Source organism: Streptomyces sp. NPDC111802 (assembly GCF_055634335.1).
This window is the reverse complement of record NZ_JBVKCZ010000023.1, coordinates 93,026-108,484: the sequence shown is the minus strand read 5'-3', so window position 1 is coordinate 108,484 and position 15,459 is coordinate 93,026. Positions and strand designations below refer to the sequence as shown.

The following is a 15,459-nucleotide window of genomic DNA, read 5'->3' as shown; positions in this document are numbered from 1 at the left end:
GTGAGCGCACTGTCCACGCTCGCCGAGGGCGCGAGCCTCAACGGCACCGTCATGAGCGGCGCCCTGCTGCTCGCGCTGCCGATCGCCGTGCTCGCCGGCCTCGTCTCCTTCTTCTCCCCGTGCGTCCTGCCGCTCGTGCCCGGTTATCTGTCCTATGTCACCGGGGTCAGCGGCACCGATCTGGCCGACGCCCGGCGTGGCCGGATGGTCGCGGGGGCGTCGCTGTTCGTGCTCGGTTTCACCGCCGTGTTCGTCTCCGGCGGGGCGCTGTTCGGCTACTGGGGCGCGAATCTCCAGGAGAACAAGGACGTTCTGACGAAGGTCCTCGGCGTCCTGCTGATTCTCATGGGCCTGTTCTTCATGGGCCTGATGCCCTGGCTCACCCAGCGGGAGTTCCGCTTCCACACCAAGCCGGCCACCGGGCTCGTCGGCGCCCCGCTGCTCGGCGCCCTCTTCGGCATCGGCTGGACGCCCTGTCTCGGACCCACGCTCTCCTCCGTGACGATCCTCGCGGCCAACCAGGGCAGCGCGGGCCGCGGCGCCCTGCTCACCGTCGCCTACTGCCTCGGCCTCGGCGCCCCCTTCGTGCTCGCTGCCGTAGCCTTCCGCAAGGCGCTCGGTGCCTTCGCCTGGGTCAAGCGCCACTACGTCTGGGTCATGCGGATCGGCGGCACCATGATGATCGTGACCGGTGTGCTGCTGCTGACCGGCGCCTGGGACCGCATCGTGCAGGAGATGCAGGTCTGGTCCAACGGCTTCACTGTGGGGATCTGATCGATGAGCAACACGACCGACAAGGCCGCTCCGGCCGCCCCCGAGGGCCAGGACCAGGGTCAGGACCTGGGCGCCGCCGGTTCCCAGCTCTCCACCGCCCCCGTCGAGGACGCCCCCAACCTGCCCTCGCTCGGTGTGATCGGCTGGGCCCGCTGGTTCTGGCGGCAGCTCACCTCCATGCGGGTCGCGCTGCTGCTGCTCCTGCTGCTGTCGCTCGGCGCGATCCCCGGCTCGCTCATTCCGCAGACGGGCATTGACGAGACCAAGGTCGCCGCGTTCCGCAAGGCGCACGAGACGCTCGCGCCGATCTACGACAAGCTCGGCCTCTTCAACGTCTACAGCTCGGTGTGGTTCTCCGCGATCTACATCCTGCTGTTCATCTCCCTCGTCGGCTGCATCATCCCGCGCACCTGGCAGTTCGTCGGCCAGCTGCGCGGCCGTCCGCCGGCCGCCCCGAGGCGCCTGACCCGGCTGCCCGCCTACACCACCTGGCGCACCGAGGCCGGGCCCGAGCAGGTTCGCGAGGCCGCGCTCGCCCTGCTGAAGAAGCGCCGCTTCCGCGCCGATCTCACCGGTGACGCCATCGCCGCGGAGAAGGGCTATCTGCGCGAGGTCGGCAACCTCGCCTTCCACATCGCGCTGATCGTGATGCTGATCGCCTTCGCCTGGGGCCAGCTGTTCAAGTCCGAGGGCAACAAGCTGGTCATCGAGGGCGGCGGCTTCTCCAACACCCTCACCCAGTACGACGACTTCAAGTCCGGCAGCCTCTTCACCCAGGACGACCTCGATCCCTTCAGCTTCACCCTGAAGGACTTCAAGGGCACCTACGAGGCGACCGGCCCGAACCGCGGCACCCCGCGCACCTACGAGGCCGACCTCGACTACAGCGTGGGCGCCGACGGCAAGGACAAGAAGACCACCGTCAAGGTCAACGAGCCGCTGGAGACCGGCGACTCGAAGGTCTACCTCGTCAGCCACGGCTACGCCCCCGTCATCACGATCCGCGACGGCAAGGGCGACGTCGTCTACCACGACGCCGTGCCCCTCCTTCCCCTCGACGGCAATGTCACCTCCACCGGTGCGATCAAGGTCATGGACGGCTACCGCAACGCCCAGGGCCAGCGGGAGCAGCTCGGTTTCCAGGCCTTCTTCCTGCCCAGCTATGTCAAGGGCAACGAGCTGGCCTCGCAGTTCCCCGCGCTGCTGAACCCGGTGCTGAACCTGGAGGCGTACCACGGCGACCTCGGTGTCGACGCCGGTATCCCGCAGAGCGTGTACCAGCTGAACAAGAAGAACCTGAAGGGGTTCAAGGACGCCAAGGGCGCGCAGGTCAGGGAGAACCTGAAGCCCGGCGAGAGCATGAAGCTCCCGAACGGCGCAGGCACGGTCACCTTCGAGAAGGAGATCAAGGAGTGGGCCGGCTTCCAGGTCGCCCGCCAGCCCGGCAGCGGCTGGGCGCTCGCCGGTGCCCTCGCCGCGATCTTCGGCCTCGCCGCCTCCCTGTTCATCCAGCGCCGCCGCGTCTGGGTGCGGGCCACCACCGGCACCGACGGCGTCACGGTCGTCGAGATGGCCGGCCTCGGCCGCAGCGAGTCCGCCAAGGTGCCCGAGGAACTCGGCGACCTGGCCGGGATCCTGTACGAGAAGGCGCCGGGCGCGCCCGACGCCGCCGACGACCCCGCCCATTCCGAAGCTTCCCCCGACCCCCAAGTCGCACCCGCCGAAGGGGCTGACACCAAGTGACTCTCGCCGCCGCGACCGAGCTGGCCGCCGCCACCAACGAAAACCTGGCGAACATCAGCAACACGCTGATCTACTCGTCGATGGCCGTCTACACCCTGGCCTTCTTCGCGTACATCGCCGAATGGCTCCTCGGCAGCCGCAGCAAGGTCGGCCGTACGGCCGCCGCGCTCACCCCGGCGAAGGCCGGCAAGGCCGCCGCGCCCGCCGTCACCGTGAACAAGGGCGGCTCCACCGCCGTACTGGAGCGGCCGAAGGTCGTCGTGCGGTCGACGGCCGGGCAGCGGGACGTGCCGGACGGGCCCGGGGCGCACGGGGGCGACGAGCAGGGCGATCTCTACGGGCGTATCGCCATCTCCCTCACCGTGCTGGCCTTCCTCATCGAGTTCGGCGGCGTGCTCACGCGGGCCCTGTCGGTGCAGCGGGCGCCGTGGGGCAACATGTACGAGTTCAACATCACCTTCTCCACGGTCGCCGTCGGTGTGTACCTGGCGCTGCTGGCGCTGAAGAAGAACGTGCGCTGGCTCGGGCTGTTCCTGATCACCACGGTCCTGCTCGATCTCGGCCTCGCCGTCACTGTCCTGTACACCGCCAGCGACCAGTTGGTTCCCGCCCTTCACTCGTACTGGCTGTACATCCACGTCTCCACAGCGATCTTCTGCGGCGCGGTGTTCTACGTCGGCGCCGTCTCCACGCTGCTGTACCTCTTCAAGGACTCGTACGAGAACAAGCTGGCGAGCGGCGGCACCCCGGGCCGCTTCGCGAACTCGGTCCTAGACCGGCTGCCCGCCGCGGCGTCCCTGGACAAGTTCTCCTACCGCGTCAACGCCGCCGTCTTCCCGCTGTGGACGTTCACGATCATCGCGGGCGCCATCTGGGCGGGCGACGCCTGGGGCCGCTACTGGGGCTGGGACCCCAAGGAGACCTGGTCCTTCATCACCTGGATCGCCTACGCCTGCTACCTGCACGCCCGCGCCACGGCAGGCTGGAAGGGCCGCAAGGCCGCCTACCTGGCCCTGATCGCCTTCGGCTGCTGGCTGTTCAACTACTACGGCGTCAACATCTTCGTCTCCGGCAAGCACTCGTACGCCGGGGTGTAAGTCCCGCAGGTCGTCGTGCGACGCGGTGATCCTCGAGCGGGCCGTCGTCGATCGTGCAGGTCAGCGCCCGTAAGGGGTGCACTTCGTCCCCTGCGGGGTCAGGCTGGTGTCATGACCGGTTCCATAGAGCAGGGCATCAGCCAGACCCACGGGAACACGCACATCCTGCACTTCCTCGTGCGGCTTCCCCGGCCCATGGCGGCGGTCTGGCCGTACCTCGCGACCGAGGACGGCCTCGCGTCCTGGTGCACGCCGGTCGATGTCCTCGAACCGCACCTGGGCGGCGCGGTCGACCTGCGCGAGTTCGGCAGCGGACGGCTCACCGCCTGGGACGTGGACCGGGTCGCGGAGTACACGGTGGAGGGCGGCCGGATCCGGTTCCATCTGGAACGGGACGGCGACAACGGCGCCGCGCTCCGCTTCACCCACGAGTTCCAGGGCGAGGGGGAGACGGAGCAGCGCTGGCGGGCTCGCTTCGAGCGGCTGATCGAGGTGCTGGGGGGCGGCTCCTGAGGCCACCCCTCGGTCTGAGGGCCACCCCTCGATCTACCGGACGGTCGAGGCGATGACGTCCCGCAGCCGCTCCACATACAGCCGCATGTTCTTCTGCGCCACGTCGGTGTCCGGGTAGCGGCCGGCGAACCACAGGCCCTCGTGCAGCCGGGTGACCCAGGCGCACACCTGGTCGCCGTACGACACCCTGATCAGCCCGTACGCCTTCTGCTCGGCCCAGCGCCCGGAGCCGGGGACGCCCCGGGTGTCGACGAAGGAGACGATCGAGTACAGGTCGGGCGAGGTGGGGCGGAAGTCGGTGCCGAGCAGCTGGAGCACCCGGGCGAGCGGCATGCGGGCCAGATGCCGGTTGGCGTGCAGCGCGGCGCGTACCGTGCGCAGGGCGCTGGGGAAGTCGTACGCCTGCTCCATGGGGATCTCGATGGGCGCGCCGCCGACGTACCAGCCCACGGAGTCGGACCAACGGGACTTCACCCGGGTGTGGAAGGGCACGACGGTGCGGTAGACGGGCCGGCCGCCGATCTCGTGGACGATGAGCGCGGTGGCGGCCAGGACGCCGACGGAGCTGCCGCCGTACGGGCGGCAGTACGCCTCGAACGCGGCGGCGGTGTCCGGGCCGGTGAGCTCCTCGCGCAGGAGTTTCTGGGTGGGCAGCCCGGCGCCCGGATCCAGGCCGAGATCGACGGGGAAGGCCGGCAACCTGCCGTCGCAGCGGTCGATGAACTCCCGCCAGCGGGCGACGATCTCGTGGCTGTCGTCGATCCGGTCGGCGTCCGTCCGCTCGATCTCGCAGAAGTCGACATAACTGCCGGCCGGCGCCGACTCCGGCACCCCGCCCGCGAGGTGCGCCGTGTAGAGCTCGTGGATCTCGGCCGGGATGCGGTGGATGGAGTGGGCGTCGACGTTGCTGTGGTCGAAGGCCATGTACACGCTGGTGGAGTCGTCCCGGACGACGGCCGTGTAGATGAGGTTGGGCCAGTGCAGCGCGTCCGCCGTGGCGTCGAAGCGGTCCTGGAGGTGCCGGACCAGTTCCGCGGGGTCGGTGAAGTCGCCGACCTCGGTGCGGTGCAGGGAGACGGCGTCGGCGTCGAGCGTGAACCGGCGCATCTCGTCGCCGCTCTCGCCGGACCAGCGGAAGCCGCTGCGCAGCGTCTCGTGCCTGAGCGTCCAGCCGCGCAGTGCCTCCTGCAGCGCGTCGAGGTCGGCCCGGCCCGGGAGGTCGAAGGCGGTACCGAGCCAGGTCGGCACGAACAGGCCGCCCTCGCGTACGGACCGGGCGGTCCTGATGTGTGACTCCTGGATGTACGCCGGCGGCCGTGAGTCCTCCGGCAGGTCTTTCGCCGTCGCGATGCTCGCCGGACTGAACGTCCACTCGACGAGTCGTCCGGGTCGGACCTCGCAGCGCTGGATGTCAGTCGTTCGCACAGGCGGCTCCATTCGCGGCACGGGACACACCCGAAAGGGTGGTATCCCGCCCAACGAGGCAACCCTTTCTCAGAAACGGTTCGGTCCGGCGGCGGTGAGCAGGGCTCAGTCGACCGTGATCGAGTCCAGCTTCGCCCGCAGATACACATGTGAGTCGACCGGCTCGTACGCCACCCGCCCCACCGGCGCGGGCACGGACTCCACGAGCGTGCCGGGCGTGCACTCCCCGAAGTAGACGAGGGACATCAGCTCCTCGGCGGGCGCGTCCGCGGGCGGCGGCAGCACCCGGTGCCGCCCCGAACGCCACCGGTCCCCGGTCCAACGGGCCATCAGATCACCGATGTTGATGGTGAACGCCGCCGGGTCGTACGGCGCGTCCTCCCAGCCGACACCTCCGTCCGCGGGGTCCGTGTAGACCTGCAACCCGCCCTTCCCCTCCTGCCGGTCGAGGATGGTCACGGTGCCGAAGTCGGTGTGCGGGCCGATGCGGAACTGGCCCGGCTCCGGCTCACCGACCACCTCACGGCCCGGATACCAGTTGATGTTGAAGCCGTACGTCGGGTGGTCCATGTGCCGGGTGAAGAAGTCGGGTTCGAGGCCGAGGGCCTCGCCCAGCAGGCACAGCAGCCGGTTCTCCAGCTCACCCATCCGCGCGAGGTACTCCTCGCACAGCGGCCGCAGTTCGGGCACCTGGGCCGGCCAGACGTTCGGCGCGTACCACTCGGCGTTGATCACCGGGTCCTCGAAGGGCTCGTGCGTCGCGAAGGACAGCGACTCCTTCAGGTCCGGCGGGGTCTCGGTGCCCTCGGAGTACCCGTTGGCCTCCGCGCCCGGTCCGAGCCAGCCGCGTCCGCCGACCTTCACCTCGTACGCCTGCTTGGCCTCGTCGGGGAGCGTGAAGAAGGCGCGGGCGGCGGCGCGGATGCGCCCGCGCAGGGACGGCTCCACGCCGTGCCCGGTGACCAGCAGGAATCCGGCGGTCTTCAGGGCCTCGTCGACGGCACGGGCGATGGCGGTGCGGGCCTCGGCGTCGCCGTTCAGCCAGGGCCGGAGGTCGATCGTGGGGATGCGGGGGTTCCGGGCGTCGCCGGGGGTACCGGGGTTACCGGGGTGGTCAGTCACCGATGTCCTCGTTCCACAGGTCGGGATGGTGGCGGGTGAAGTCGCGCATCAGCCCGATGCACTCGGGATCGTCGAGCAGCACGATCTCCACGCCGTGTTCGGTCAGCCAGTCGTGCCCGCCGTGGAAGGTGACCGCCTCGCCGATCACCACCCGGGAGATACCGAACTGCCGGACCAGGCCGGAGCAGTACCAGCACGGGGAGAGGGTGGTCACCATGGTCGTTCCGCGGTACGACCGCTGTCGGCCCGCCGCCCGGAACGCGGCCGTCTCCGCGTGCATGGAGGGGTCCCCGTCCTGCACCCGCCGGTTGTGGCCCCGCCCGAGCGGCGCCCCGTCGGCCCCGTACAGCGCGGCACCGATCGGAATCCCGCCCTCGGCGAGCCCGGCACGGGCCTCCGCGAGGGCGGTGCCGAGCCACCGCCGTGCCTCTGACTGATCCATGCCCTCACTCTCCTGTGGGGCGAGGGCGAGGGCAACGGCCGCCCGGCTCGCCCCGTCAGGGCTCGTCGCGCTTCTTCTTGTCGTCGTCCTCGTCCAGCGACTTGTCGTCCTCGCCCAGGGACTTGAGGAACTCGGGATTGTCGTCGGGCGCGAGCCACTGCTGACGCCGGCGGTCGCGTACGCCGGACCAGCCGTCGGCGGCCGGGCTGCGCTTCTTGCCCGCGATCAGCCAGGAGATCGAGCCGACCAGCGGGAACACCAGGACGAGGATCGCCCACAGCGGCTTGGGCATATGGCGGATGTCGTCCTCCTTCGTGCTGATGCAGTCGATGAACGCGTACACGCTCAGCGCCAGTGGCACGAGGAACATCAGCACCCGGAGCATGGGCCCTCTCCAGCGAAACGGTTGTCGGGCCGGGGGCGCGGCCCCCGGGTTCAGGGCCAGGGTAGCCGCTCGGGGATACTTGACCCCATGGCTTACGACGATCTTCGTTCCCTGCTCAGGGCACTGGAGCGCGAGGGCGACCTCAAGCGCGTCAAGGCAGAGGTCGATCCGTATCTGGAGGTCGGGGAGATCGTCGACCGGGTGCAGAAGTCCGGCGGTCCCGCGCTGCTCTTCGAGAACGTGAAGGGGTCGTCGATGCCCCTCGCGATGAACGTCTTCGGCACGGACCGACGGCTGCTCAAGGCCCTGGGCCTGAAGTCGTACGGCGAGATCTCCGACCGGATCGGCGGGCTGCTCAAGCCGGAACTGCCGCACGGGTTCGTCGGGGTGCGCGAGGCGTTCGGGAAGCTCGGCGCGATGACGCACGTGCCGCCGAAGAAGGTCAAGGACGGACCCGTCCAGGAGGTCGTGCTCACGGGCGACGACGTCGACCTCGACCAGCTGCCCGCCCTCTTCACCTGGCCCAAGGACGGCGGCTCCTTCTTCAACCTCGGGCTCACGCACACCAAGGACCCGGAGTCCGGCGTACGGAACCTGGGGCTGTACCGCCTCCAGCGCCACGACAGGCGCACCATCGGCATGCACTGGCAGATCCACAAGGACAGCCGGAACCACTACCAGGTGGCGGCGCGGAGAGGGGAGCGGCTGCCGGTGGCCATCGCCTTCGGGTGCCCGCCCGCGGTGACCTACGCCTCCACCGCCCCGCTGCCCGGCGACATCGACGAGTACCTGTTCGCGGGCTTCGTCTCGGGCAAGCGGATCGAGATGGTGGACTGCAAGACGGTGCCGTTGCAGGTGCCGGCGCAGGCGGAGGTCGTGCTGGAGGGGTGGCTGGAGCCCGGCGAGATGCTGCCGGAAGGTCCCTTCGGTGACCACACCGGCTTCTACACCCCGCAGGAGCCGTTCCCCGCCCTGAGGATCGACTGCGTGACGATGCGCCGCCGACCCCTGCTCCAGTCGATCGTCGTAGGCCGGCCTCCGACGGAGGACGGACCCCTGGGCCGTGCGACGGAACGCTTCTTCCTCCCCCTGCTGAAGATCATCGTCCCGGACATCGTGGACTACCACCTGCCGGAGTCCGGCGGTTTCCACAACTGTGCGATCGTCTCGATCGACAAGAAGTATCCCAAGCACGCCCAGAAGGTGATGCACGCGATCTGGGGCGCCCACATGATGTCCCTGACCAAGCTGATCGTGGTCGTCGACTCCGACTGCGATGTGCACGATCTGCACGAGGTCGCCTGGCGTGCGCTCGGCAACACGGACTACGCCCGTGACCTCTCCGTCGTAGAAGGCCCCGTCGACCATCTCGACCACGCCTCCTACCAGCAGTTCTGGGGCGGCAAGGCGGGGATCGACGCGACGAAGAAGTGGCCCGAGGAGGGCTACACGCGCGACGGCGGCTGGCCCGACATGGTGGAGTCCGACCCCGAGACGGCGGCGAAGGTCGACCGCCGCTGGAAGGAGTACGGCCTGTGAGCAGCGCTTCCGCCGCGATTCCGCAGCCAGGACGGACGAAGGCGTTCCTGCGCCTCGTCATGATCGAGCACTCGGTGTTCGCGCTGCCCTTCGCGTACATCGCCGCGCTGACGGCCATGTTCCAGTGGGACAGGAACATCCACTGGGGCCGGCTGCTGCTGGTCACCGTCTGCATGGTGGGCCTGCGGACCTTCGCCATGGCGGTCAACCGGATCATCGACCGCGAGATCGACGCGCGGAACCCGCGCACCGCGCACCGCGAGCTGGTGACCGGCGCGATGTCGGTCCGGCACGCCTGGACGGGCGCCCTGATCGCCCTGGTGATCTTCCTGGGCTCGGCGGCCCTGCTGAACCCCCTGTGCCTGGCCCTGGCCCCCATCGCGGTGATCCCGATGGTGGTCTACCCCTACGGCAAACGCTTCACCAACTTCCCCCAGGCCATCCTCGGCCTCGCCCAGGCGATGGGCCCGGTCGGCGGCTGGCTGGCCGTCACCGGCTCCTGGTCCTGGGACGCGGTGATCCTGGGCCTCGCCGTGGGCATCTGGATCGGCGGCTTCGACCTGATCTACGCCTGCCAGGACGTCGAGACCGACCGCGAGATCGGCGTCCTGTCGGTCCCGGCCCGCTTCGGCATCCCGGCGGCGATCTGGGGCGCCCGCGTCTGCCACACGCTCACCACGGCCCTCTTCGTCTGGTACGCCCTCACCACCGGCGCGGGGGCCTTCTTCTGGCTGGGCCTGCTGATCGTGGCCGCCGCGTTCGTCTACGAGCACTCCATCGTCCGCCCCCACGACCTGTCCCGCCTCAACAGGGCGTTCTTCAGCGTCAACGGGTTCATCGGGATTGCCCTGTTCGTGTGTGCGTTGCTTGACCTCTTGGTTCGGGGCCTGAGCGTATGACTAGCGTGCGTCCTACCATCGGGTGCAGGACCAAGGGAGGCTGCCATGACCGTCTCGGACATCGACCGCCTGCACTCGCAGCTCAGCCGGTTCGAGGACATGTTCCCCGGCTATCGGATGGAGATTGTCGAGGGCAACATCATGACGAGTCCGGTCAAGCCTCACCACGCGCAGACCATTCGTTTGGTCTGGAACGTTCTTGAGGCGCAGGTCGGCGCGGAGTGGGGCTTCGCCAGTGACGTTGCATTCCCATTCGACGAGGACAATGAGTTCTGTCCTGACCTGGCTGTCATCCCGGCCGCGGAGGTAGCGAAAAACGAGGGTGCGTATCCGCCCGATCTGATCGAGCTGGTCGTCGAAGTGGTGTCTCAGGGCAGCATCCGCCGCGACTACGAGGTGAAGCCTCGCTGGTACGCCTCCCGAGGTATCGCCAATTACCTGATCCTCGACCCCCTCAAGGGCCACGCTGTCACCCTGTGGAACCCCGGCCCCGACGGCTACCGAGGTCGCGACACCATCCCCTACGGTCCCGACCTCACCGTCGACTCCCCGCTCGGCAAGCTGACCGTCCCCACCTCCAACCTTCCCGTCGACCCTAAAACGCGCCCCCGGCCCTAAGTGCCGGCCCGGTTACCCGGCGCCGCACCAGGAACGCCGCCGTCACCCCCGCCACCAGCCCCACCAGATGCCCCTGCCAGCTCACGCCCGACTGGGTCGGGGCCAGGCCCGCCAGTATGGAGCCGCCCCAGATCGCCGCCACCAGCAGGCCGACCAGGATGCCGAGCGGGCGGCGCTCCACCAAGCCGGTGGCCAGGAGGAAGCCGAAGAGGCCGAAGATCAGGCCGGAGGCGCCCGCGGTGTTGGTGCCGGGCGGGGATATCAGCCATACGCCCAGGCCGTCGGCGACGACGATCAGGGCGCAGACAGCGGCGAAACGGCGTATGCCACCGAGGGCGGCCAGAAACCCCAGGACCAGCAGCGGCACGCTGTTCGCGGCGACATGGGCGAACCCGAAATGGATGAAGGCGGCCGGGACCACGTCCACCAGCTCGGACGGCTCGCGCGGGACGATGCCGAAGCCGTCCAGCGCGTGCCCGCTGATCACATCGGCCACTTCCAGCAGCCACAGCAGCGCCACCCAGCCCAGCATCAGCTTGGCCGCCGTCAACGCGCGCTCACCGCGCGACAAGACCCGCGCATCCGATGTACCCGGCATGGCAACCCCCGCCCGACTTCGTCCCCTCTGGGAACGCCCGGCCCCCCTTGGTCGGTTCCCACCCCGTCACGCCGGATAGGCTCGGAGTCGTGAACCCAGTCAAGCCAGGAGAGTCGGCGCGTACGCCTTGGATCGTAGGGGTGTCCGGCGCTTCCGGCACTCCATACGCGGCCGCCGTGCTGCGCGCGCTCCTCGCCGCCGGGGAGAGCGTCGACCTGGTCGTCAGCCGGGCCTCACGGCTCACCCTGCTCGACGAGACGGGGATCTCCTTCCGCGACGCCCACTGGCAGGACGACCTGGGGGAGTGGCTCGCGCGGGGTGCCGACGGCAAGCCCGGGACCTTCGAGGCGGACATCGACGGCGTCCGGTACTGGAACGCCGGGGACCTCGCCGCCGGCCCGTCCTCCGGGTCGTACGCCACGAAGGGCATGCTGATCGTGCCCGCCTCCACCGCCTGCGTCGCCGGAGTCGCGCTCGGGCTGTCCAAGGACCTGTTGCAGCGGGCGGCGAGCGTGACCCTGAAGGAGGGGCGCGGGCTGGTCGTCGCCGTACGGGAGACGCCTCTGAACGGGCAGACGCTGCGGCACCTGGTGACACTGGACGACGCGGGCGCGACCGTCGTACCCGCCTCGCCCGCCTTCTACGCGGGCGCCACACACATCCAGGACCTGGTGGACTTCGTCGCCGGACGCGTCCTCGACGCGGCGGGCGTCGAGCACCGGCTCTACCGCCGCTGGAAGGGCGAACTGGGCGGCGGCGCCCCTGCCACCTGACCGGCACGCCACCGCATCACGCGGTACCGGCGGAACTCATCACAGCAGGCATCAGTTCAGCAATCACGTCAGACCTCTTCAGCGGAAGGCTTCGAATCGCATGGACGCGGTGGACAGGCAGCTCATCCAGGCCCTGAGGGAGAACGGCCGGGCCTCCTACGCGGAGCTGGGACGCCTCGTCGGCCTGTCGGGCCCCAGCGTCACCGACCGCATCAACCGGCTGGAGGCGGCCGGCGTCATCACGGGCTACCGCGCCACCGTCGACTCCGCCTCGCTCGGGCTCGGCGTCACCGCGCTGATCGGCATCTCGCTCTCCGACGCCACCGACCACGAGGACGTGGCGAACCGCCTGCGCGACCTGGGCGAGATCGAGGACTGCTGGTTCATCGCGGGCGACGACTCGTACATGCTCAAGGTGCGGGCGGCGGACGTGGACGGCCTGGAGAAGATCATCCGGCGGCTCAGCGGAACCACGGGCGTGTCCCGGACCCGTACGACGATCGTGCTCTCCACCAAGTGGGAGAACCGCGTCGGAGAGCTGCCGGAAGAGGCATAGGCCCGCCTCGGGGCCGTATGGGGGCACCCGCCGGCCCGAAGGGCGGGGAGTACGGTTTAGGCAGTCTGCTGAGAGAGGTGTACGCATGGACGTCGGGCTCAAGCGCGAGCTGGAGGAGAAGGTCCGCTCCGGTGAGCGGCTGTCCCGCGAGGACGGCATCGCGCTGTACGAGTCGGACGACCTGGCGTGGCTCGGCGGCCTCGCGCACGAGGTGCGCACGCGCAAGAACGGCGACGTCGTCCACTTCAACGTCAACCGTCACCTCAACATGACCAACGTCTGTACGGCCTCCTGCGCGTACTGCTCCTTCCAGCGCAAGCCGGGGGAGAAGGACGCGTACACGATGCGCATCGAGGAGGCCGTCAAGCTCGCCAAGGCGATGGAGAGCGAGAACCTCACCGAGCTCCACATCGTCAACGGCCTGCACCCGAATCTCCCGTGGCGGTACTACCCGCGCTCGCTGCGGGAGTTGAAGGCCGCCCTGCCGGACGTCTCGCTGAAGGCCTTCACGGCGACGGAGATCCACCACTTCGAGACCATCTCCGGGCTCTCGGCCTCCGAGATCCTCGACGAACTCATCGACGCCGGCCTGGAGTCCCTCACCGGCGGCGGCGCGGAGATCTTCGACTGGGAGGTCCGACAGCACATCGTGGACCACCGCACCCACTGGGAGGACTGGTCCCGCATCCACCGCCTGGCGCACGAGAAGGGCCTCAAGACGCCCTCCACCATGCTCTACGGCCACATCGAGGAGCCGAGGCACCGGGTGGACCATGTGCTCAGGCTCCGTGAGCTGCAGGACGAGACCGGCGGTTTCCAGGTCTTCATCCCGCTGCGCTACCAGCACGACTTCGTGGACATGAAGGACGGCAAGGTCCGCAACCGCCTTCAGGAGCGCACCCAGATGGCGACCGGCGCGGAGGCCCTCAAGACCTTCGCCGTCTCCCGTCTCCTCTTCGACAACGTCCCGCACGTCAAGGTCTTCTGGGTCATGCACGGCGTCCAGACCGCGCAGCTTGCGCTGCAGCACGGCGCGGACGACATGGACGGCTCGGTCGTCGAGTACAAGATCACCCACGACGCGGACAACTACGGCACGCCCAACAAGCTGACCCGCGAGGATCTGCTGGACCTGATCCGGGACGCGGGCTTCCGGCCGGTGGAGCGGAACACGCGGTACGAGATCATCCGGGAGTACGACGGCCCGGAGCCGGCGCGCCGCGAGTCCCCCCAGCCGATGCGGGTCTGAGGTCGCAGTTCGGCCGCGGGCCGGGCGCCCACGAGGCGGGGCCGCACATCGAGGCGGCCCCGCGCCCCTTCGGCTGGGACACTTCCGCCGACCAGGGGTACCCGTCCGGCATGGTGACCACCCGAGCGCCCGAGGACGCCTACACCGCCGAACCCTTCGTCCCCGACCGGGGCGGTCTGCCGGCCCTGCGCCGAGCCGCCGCCGACTGCCGGGGCTGCCCCCTGCACCGGGACGCCACTCAGACCGTGTTCGGCGCCGGTGACAAGAACGCCCGCGTCCTGCTCCTCGGCGAGCAGCCCGGCGACCAGGAGGACCGCCAGGGGAAGCCGTTCGTCGGCCCCGCGGGCAAGCTGCTCGACCGGGCCCTCGCGGAGGCCGGGATCGACCCCGGCGAGGCGTACGTCACCAACGCCGTCAAGCACTTCAAGTTCACCCGGGCCGAACCCCGCAAGCGCCGGATCCACAAGGCGCCGTCGCTGCGTGAGATGACCGCGTGCGGACCGTGGCTGGCGGCCGAGCTGGCCGTCGTGGAGCCGGAGCTGATCGTGCTGCTCGGCGCGAGCGCGGGCAAGGCGCTGCTGGGCTCGTCGTTCCGGGTCGGTGAGGTGCGCGGGACCCTGCTGGAACGCGAGATCCACGGCCGGCCGGAGAAGCTGGTGGCGACGGTGCATCCGTCGTCGGTCCTGCGGGCCCAGGACGACGACCGCAAGGCCGCGTACGGCGGTCTGGTCTCCGATCTGAAGGTGGCGGCACGAGCACTTTCGTAATGGATACGATGACGCTGTGCCTCTTACCTTCACACTCGACCCCGCCGTCACCCCCACCCTGCGCGACGGCATCCTCGATCTGTGGACCGATGTCTCCAACACCGGCGGAGCCGTCGGCTTCGTGCCGCCGGTGACACGGGAGGAGATCCGCCCGGAGCTGGTGCGGCACTTCGTGGCGATGGTGGAGGGGCGCTGCCGGCTGCTGGTCGGGTTCGACGAGGCGGGCGAGGTGGCCGCGACGGCGTTCTTCACCTTCAACACGCACCGTCTGATGGCGCACTGGGTGTGGCTGTACACGGTGATGGTGCACCCCCGGCACCAGGGCAGGGGCTACGGCCGCGACCTGCTGTCGGCCGCCGAGCGGACGGCCCGCACCTTCGACGGCATCGACGCGATCCGGCTCACCTGCCGGGGCGGCCTCGGCCTGGAGCGCTTCTACGGCTCCTGCGGCTACAAGGAGGTCGGCCGGATCCCGGACGCCATCCGGGTCGCGCCGGGCGAGGACCGGGACGACGTGATCATGCTGCTCCCGCTCGACTGACCCCGTACCGACCCCCCTGCAAGATCGGTGGTCCGCCGTGCTTCACTGGACAGTGGCCCTTTTTGGAATCGGAAGAGTGGATTGAGATGCTCCGCTACACACTGATGCGCCTCGGGATCTTCGTGGGCTGCCTCGTGGTCGTCTGGGGCCTCGTCTACTCCGGCCTCGCCCCGCGCGGCCTCGGCGACTCCAACGGCATGTGGATCATCCTGCTCTCGCTGGTGATCTCGGCCCCGATCAGCTTCGTCGTCCTGCGCAAGGAACGCGACCGCGCCTCCGTCGGGATCGTCCAGCGCGTCGACCGTATGAAGGCCAACCTGGACGCGAACCGCAGCCAGGAGGACGTGGCCGACGACACGGCTAGGGCGCAGGGCCAGACCTCCTAGAGCCTTGGGGCCTACGGCGCCCCGGCCCAGGT

Annotated in this window: 18 protein-coding genes; 13 read left to right on the top strand and 5 right to left on the bottom strand. The window is 69.5% G+C overall.

Annotation, left to right across the window (positions count from 1 at the left end; all coding sequences use genetic code 11):
- The 4 genes from ACZ7NC_RS25115 (at nucleotide 1) to ACZ7NC_RS25100 (ending at nucleotide 4,127) form a co-directional block, all read left to right on the top strand.
- Nucleotides 1-774, top strand: coding sequence for a cytochrome c biogenesis CcdA family protein (locus tag ACZ7NC_RS25115; protein WP_471491412.1), 774 nt, complete (start codon nucleotides 1-3; stop codon nucleotides 772-774).
- Nucleotides 775-777: 3 nt separating this feature from the next.
- A complete protein-coding gene (gene resB / locus ACZ7NC_RS25110) occupies nucleotides 778-2,517 on the top strand; it encodes a cytochrome c biogenesis protein ResB (RefSeq protein WP_471491411.1) in 1,740 nt (579 codons plus the stop codon).
- Nucleotides 2,514-3,614: a c-type cytochrome biogenesis protein CcsB gene (ccsB, locus tag ACZ7NC_RS25105; protein WP_471491409.1), complete on the top strand. Its 1,101-nt coding sequence runs from the start codon at nucleotides 2,514-2,516 to the stop codon at nucleotides 3,612-3,614. Before resB ends, ccsB begins: the two co-directional genes overlap by 4 nt.
- Before the next feature lie 111 nt (nucleotides 3,615-3,725).
- Nucleotides 3,726-4,127, top strand: coding sequence for an SRPBCC family protein (locus ACZ7NC_RS25100; RefSeq protein ID WP_471491407.1), 402 nt, complete (start codon nucleotides 3,726-3,728; stop codon nucleotides 4,125-4,127).
- Between the two features lie 33 nt (nucleotides 4,128-4,160).
- Here the strand turns inward: ACZ7NC_RS25100 and ACZ7NC_RS25095 are convergent, their stop codons facing one another.
- The 4 genes from ACZ7NC_RS25095 to ACZ7NC_RS25080 all read right to left on the bottom strand — a co-directional run bounded on the left by ACZ7NC_RS25095 (nucleotide 4,161) and on the right by ACZ7NC_RS25080 (nucleotide 7,501).
- Entirely contained in the window at nucleotides 4,161-5,552 is a 1,392-nt protein-coding gene (locus ACZ7NC_RS25095) for a condensation domain-containing protein (protein ID WP_471491405.1), read from the bottom strand.
- Between the two features lie 105 nt (nucleotides 5,553-5,657).
- A complete protein-coding gene (locus tag ACZ7NC_RS25090) occupies nucleotides 5,658-6,674 on the bottom strand; it encodes an isopenicillin N synthase family dioxygenase (protein WP_471491403.1) in 1,017 nt (338 codons plus the stop codon).
- On the bottom strand, nucleotides 6,667-7,116 hold the full coding sequence (locus ACZ7NC_RS25085) for a nucleoside deaminase (protein ID WP_471491401.1): 450 nt from the start codon (nucleotides 7,114-7,116) through the stop codon (nucleotides 6,667-6,669). Before ACZ7NC_RS25085 ends, ACZ7NC_RS25090 begins: the two co-directional genes overlap by 8 nt.
- 55 nt (nucleotides 7,117-7,171) lie before the next feature.
- Nucleotides 7,172-7,501, bottom strand: a complete 330-nt coding sequence (locus tag ACZ7NC_RS25080; protein ID WP_471491400.1) for a PLD nuclease N-terminal domain-containing protein — start codon at nucleotides 7,499-7,501, stop codon at nucleotides 7,172-7,174.
- A gap of 87 nt (nucleotides 7,502-7,588) precedes the next feature.
- On the opposite strand from ACZ7NC_RS25080, the gene ACZ7NC_RS25075 reads away from it, so the two are divergent.
- Genes ACZ7NC_RS25075 through ACZ7NC_RS25065 form a run of 3 tightly spaced genes read left to right on the top strand, consistent with a single transcriptional unit; the run spans nucleotide 7,589 to nucleotide 10,557 of the window.
- Nucleotides 7,589-9,040, top strand: coding sequence for a menaquinone biosynthesis decarboxylase (locus tag ACZ7NC_RS25075; RefSeq protein WP_471491398.1), 1,452 nt, complete (start codon nucleotides 7,589-7,591; stop codon nucleotides 9,038-9,040).
- Entirely contained in the window at nucleotides 9,037-9,939 is a 903-nt protein-coding gene (gene mqnP, locus ACZ7NC_RS25070; protein ID WP_471491396.1) for a menaquinone biosynthesis prenyltransferase MqnP, read from the top strand. The genes ACZ7NC_RS25075 and mqnP overlap by 4 nt, the downstream gene beginning before the upstream one ends.
- Nucleotides 9,940-9,984: 45 nt before the next feature.
- A complete protein-coding gene (locus tag ACZ7NC_RS25065) occupies nucleotides 9,985-10,557 on the top strand; it encodes a Uma2 family endonuclease (protein ID WP_471491395.1) in 573 nt (190 codons plus the stop codon).
- Here the strand turns inward: ACZ7NC_RS25065 and ACZ7NC_RS25060 are convergent.
- Complete coding sequence (locus tag ACZ7NC_RS25060; protein ID WP_471491393.1) at nucleotides 10,535-11,155, bottom strand: rhomboid family intramembrane serine protease; 621 nt, start codon at nucleotides 11,153-11,155, stop codon at nucleotides 10,535-10,537. The genes ACZ7NC_RS25065 and ACZ7NC_RS25060 overlap by 23 nt on opposite strands.
- 89 nt (nucleotides 11,156-11,244) lie before the next feature.
- Between ACZ7NC_RS25060 and ACZ7NC_RS25055 the strand changes: the two genes are divergently transcribed.
- From ACZ7NC_RS25055 to ACZ7NC_RS25030, 6 genes are all read left to right on the top strand, one after another.
- Nucleotides 11,245-11,928, top strand: coding sequence for a UbiX family flavin prenyltransferase (locus ACZ7NC_RS25055; protein WP_471491391.1), 684 nt, complete (start codon nucleotides 11,245-11,247; stop codon nucleotides 11,926-11,928).
- 100 nt (nucleotides 11,929-12,028) lie between these two features.
- On the top strand, nucleotides 12,029-12,484 hold the full coding sequence (locus tag ACZ7NC_RS25050) for an Lrp/AsnC family transcriptional regulator (protein WP_471491389.1): 456 nt from the start codon (nucleotides 12,029-12,031) through the stop codon (nucleotides 12,482-12,484).
- A gap of 85 nt (nucleotides 12,485-12,569) precedes the next feature.
- Nucleotides 12,570-13,733 carry an aminofutalosine synthase MqnE gene (gene mqnE / locus ACZ7NC_RS25045; protein WP_471491387.1) on the top strand — a complete coding sequence of 388 codons (1,164 nt, stop codon included), beginning with the start codon at nucleotides 12,570-12,572 and terminating at the stop codon, nucleotides 13,731-13,733.
- A 110-nt stretch (nucleotides 13,734-13,843) separates the two neighbouring features.
- Complete coding sequence (locus ACZ7NC_RS25040; RefSeq protein ID WP_471491385.1) at nucleotides 13,844-14,500, top strand: UdgX family uracil-DNA binding protein; 657 nt, start codon at nucleotides 13,844-13,846, stop codon at nucleotides 14,498-14,500.
- Between the two features lie 16 nt (nucleotides 14,501-14,516).
- On the top strand, nucleotides 14,517-15,041 hold the full coding sequence (locus ACZ7NC_RS25035) for a GNAT family N-acetyltransferase (protein WP_471491384.1): 525 nt from the start codon (nucleotides 14,517-14,519) through the stop codon (nucleotides 15,039-15,041).
- A gap of 86 nt (nucleotides 15,042-15,127) precedes the next feature.
- On the top strand, nucleotides 15,128-15,427 hold the full coding sequence (locus tag ACZ7NC_RS25030) for a DUF4229 domain-containing protein (protein WP_471491382.1): 300 nt from the start codon (nucleotides 15,128-15,130) through the stop codon (nucleotides 15,425-15,427).
- The last annotated feature ends 32 nt before the right edge of the window (nucleotides 15,428-15,459 follow it).

What these genes read in the sequence shown, in the direction of transcription:
- resB (WP_471491411.1), top strand. Translation starts at nt 778, where the DNA reads ATGAGCAACACGACCGACAAGGCCGCTCCGGCCGCCCCCGAGGGCCAG.
- ACZ7NC_RS25100 (WP_471491407.1), top strand. Translation starts at nt 3,726, where the DNA reads ATGACCGGTTCCATAGAGCAGGGCATCAGCCAGACCCACGGGAACACG.
- ACZ7NC_RS25085 (WP_471491401.1), bottom strand. Translation starts at nt 7,116, where the DNA reads ATGGATCAGTCAGAGGCACGGCGGTGGCTCGGCACCGCCCTCGCGGAG.
- ACZ7NC_RS25080 (WP_471491400.1), bottom strand. Translation starts at nt 7,501, where the DNA reads ATGCTCCGGGTGCTGATGTTCCTCGTGCCACTGGCGCTGAGCGTGTAC.
- ACZ7NC_RS25075 (WP_471491398.1), top strand. Translation starts at nt 7,589, where the DNA reads ATGGCTTACGACGATCTTCGTTCCCTGCTCAGGGCACTGGAGCGCGAG.
- ACZ7NC_RS25065 (WP_471491395.1), top strand. Translation starts at nt 9,985, where the DNA reads ATGACCGTCTCGGACATCGACCGCCTGCACTCGCAGCTCAGCCGGTTC.
- ACZ7NC_RS25060 (WP_471491393.1), bottom strand. Translation starts at nt 11,155, where the DNA reads ATGCCGGGTACATCGGATGCGCGGGTCTTGTCGCGCGGTGAGCGCGCG.
- ACZ7NC_RS25050 (WP_471491389.1), top strand. Translation starts at nt 12,029, where the DNA reads ATGGACGCGGTGGACAGGCAGCTCATCCAGGCCCTGAGGGAGAACGGC.
- mqnE (WP_471491387.1), top strand. Translation starts at nt 12,570, where the DNA reads ATGGACGTCGGGCTCAAGCGCGAGCTGGAGGAGAAGGTCCGCTCCGGT.
- ACZ7NC_RS25040 (WP_471491385.1), top strand. Translation starts at nt 13,844, where the DNA reads ATGGTGACCACCCGAGCGCCCGAGGACGCCTACACCGCCGAACCCTTC.
- ACZ7NC_RS25030 (WP_471491382.1), top strand. Translation starts at nt 15,128, where the DNA reads ATGCTCCGCTACACACTGATGCGCCTCGGGATCTTCGTGGGCTGCCTC.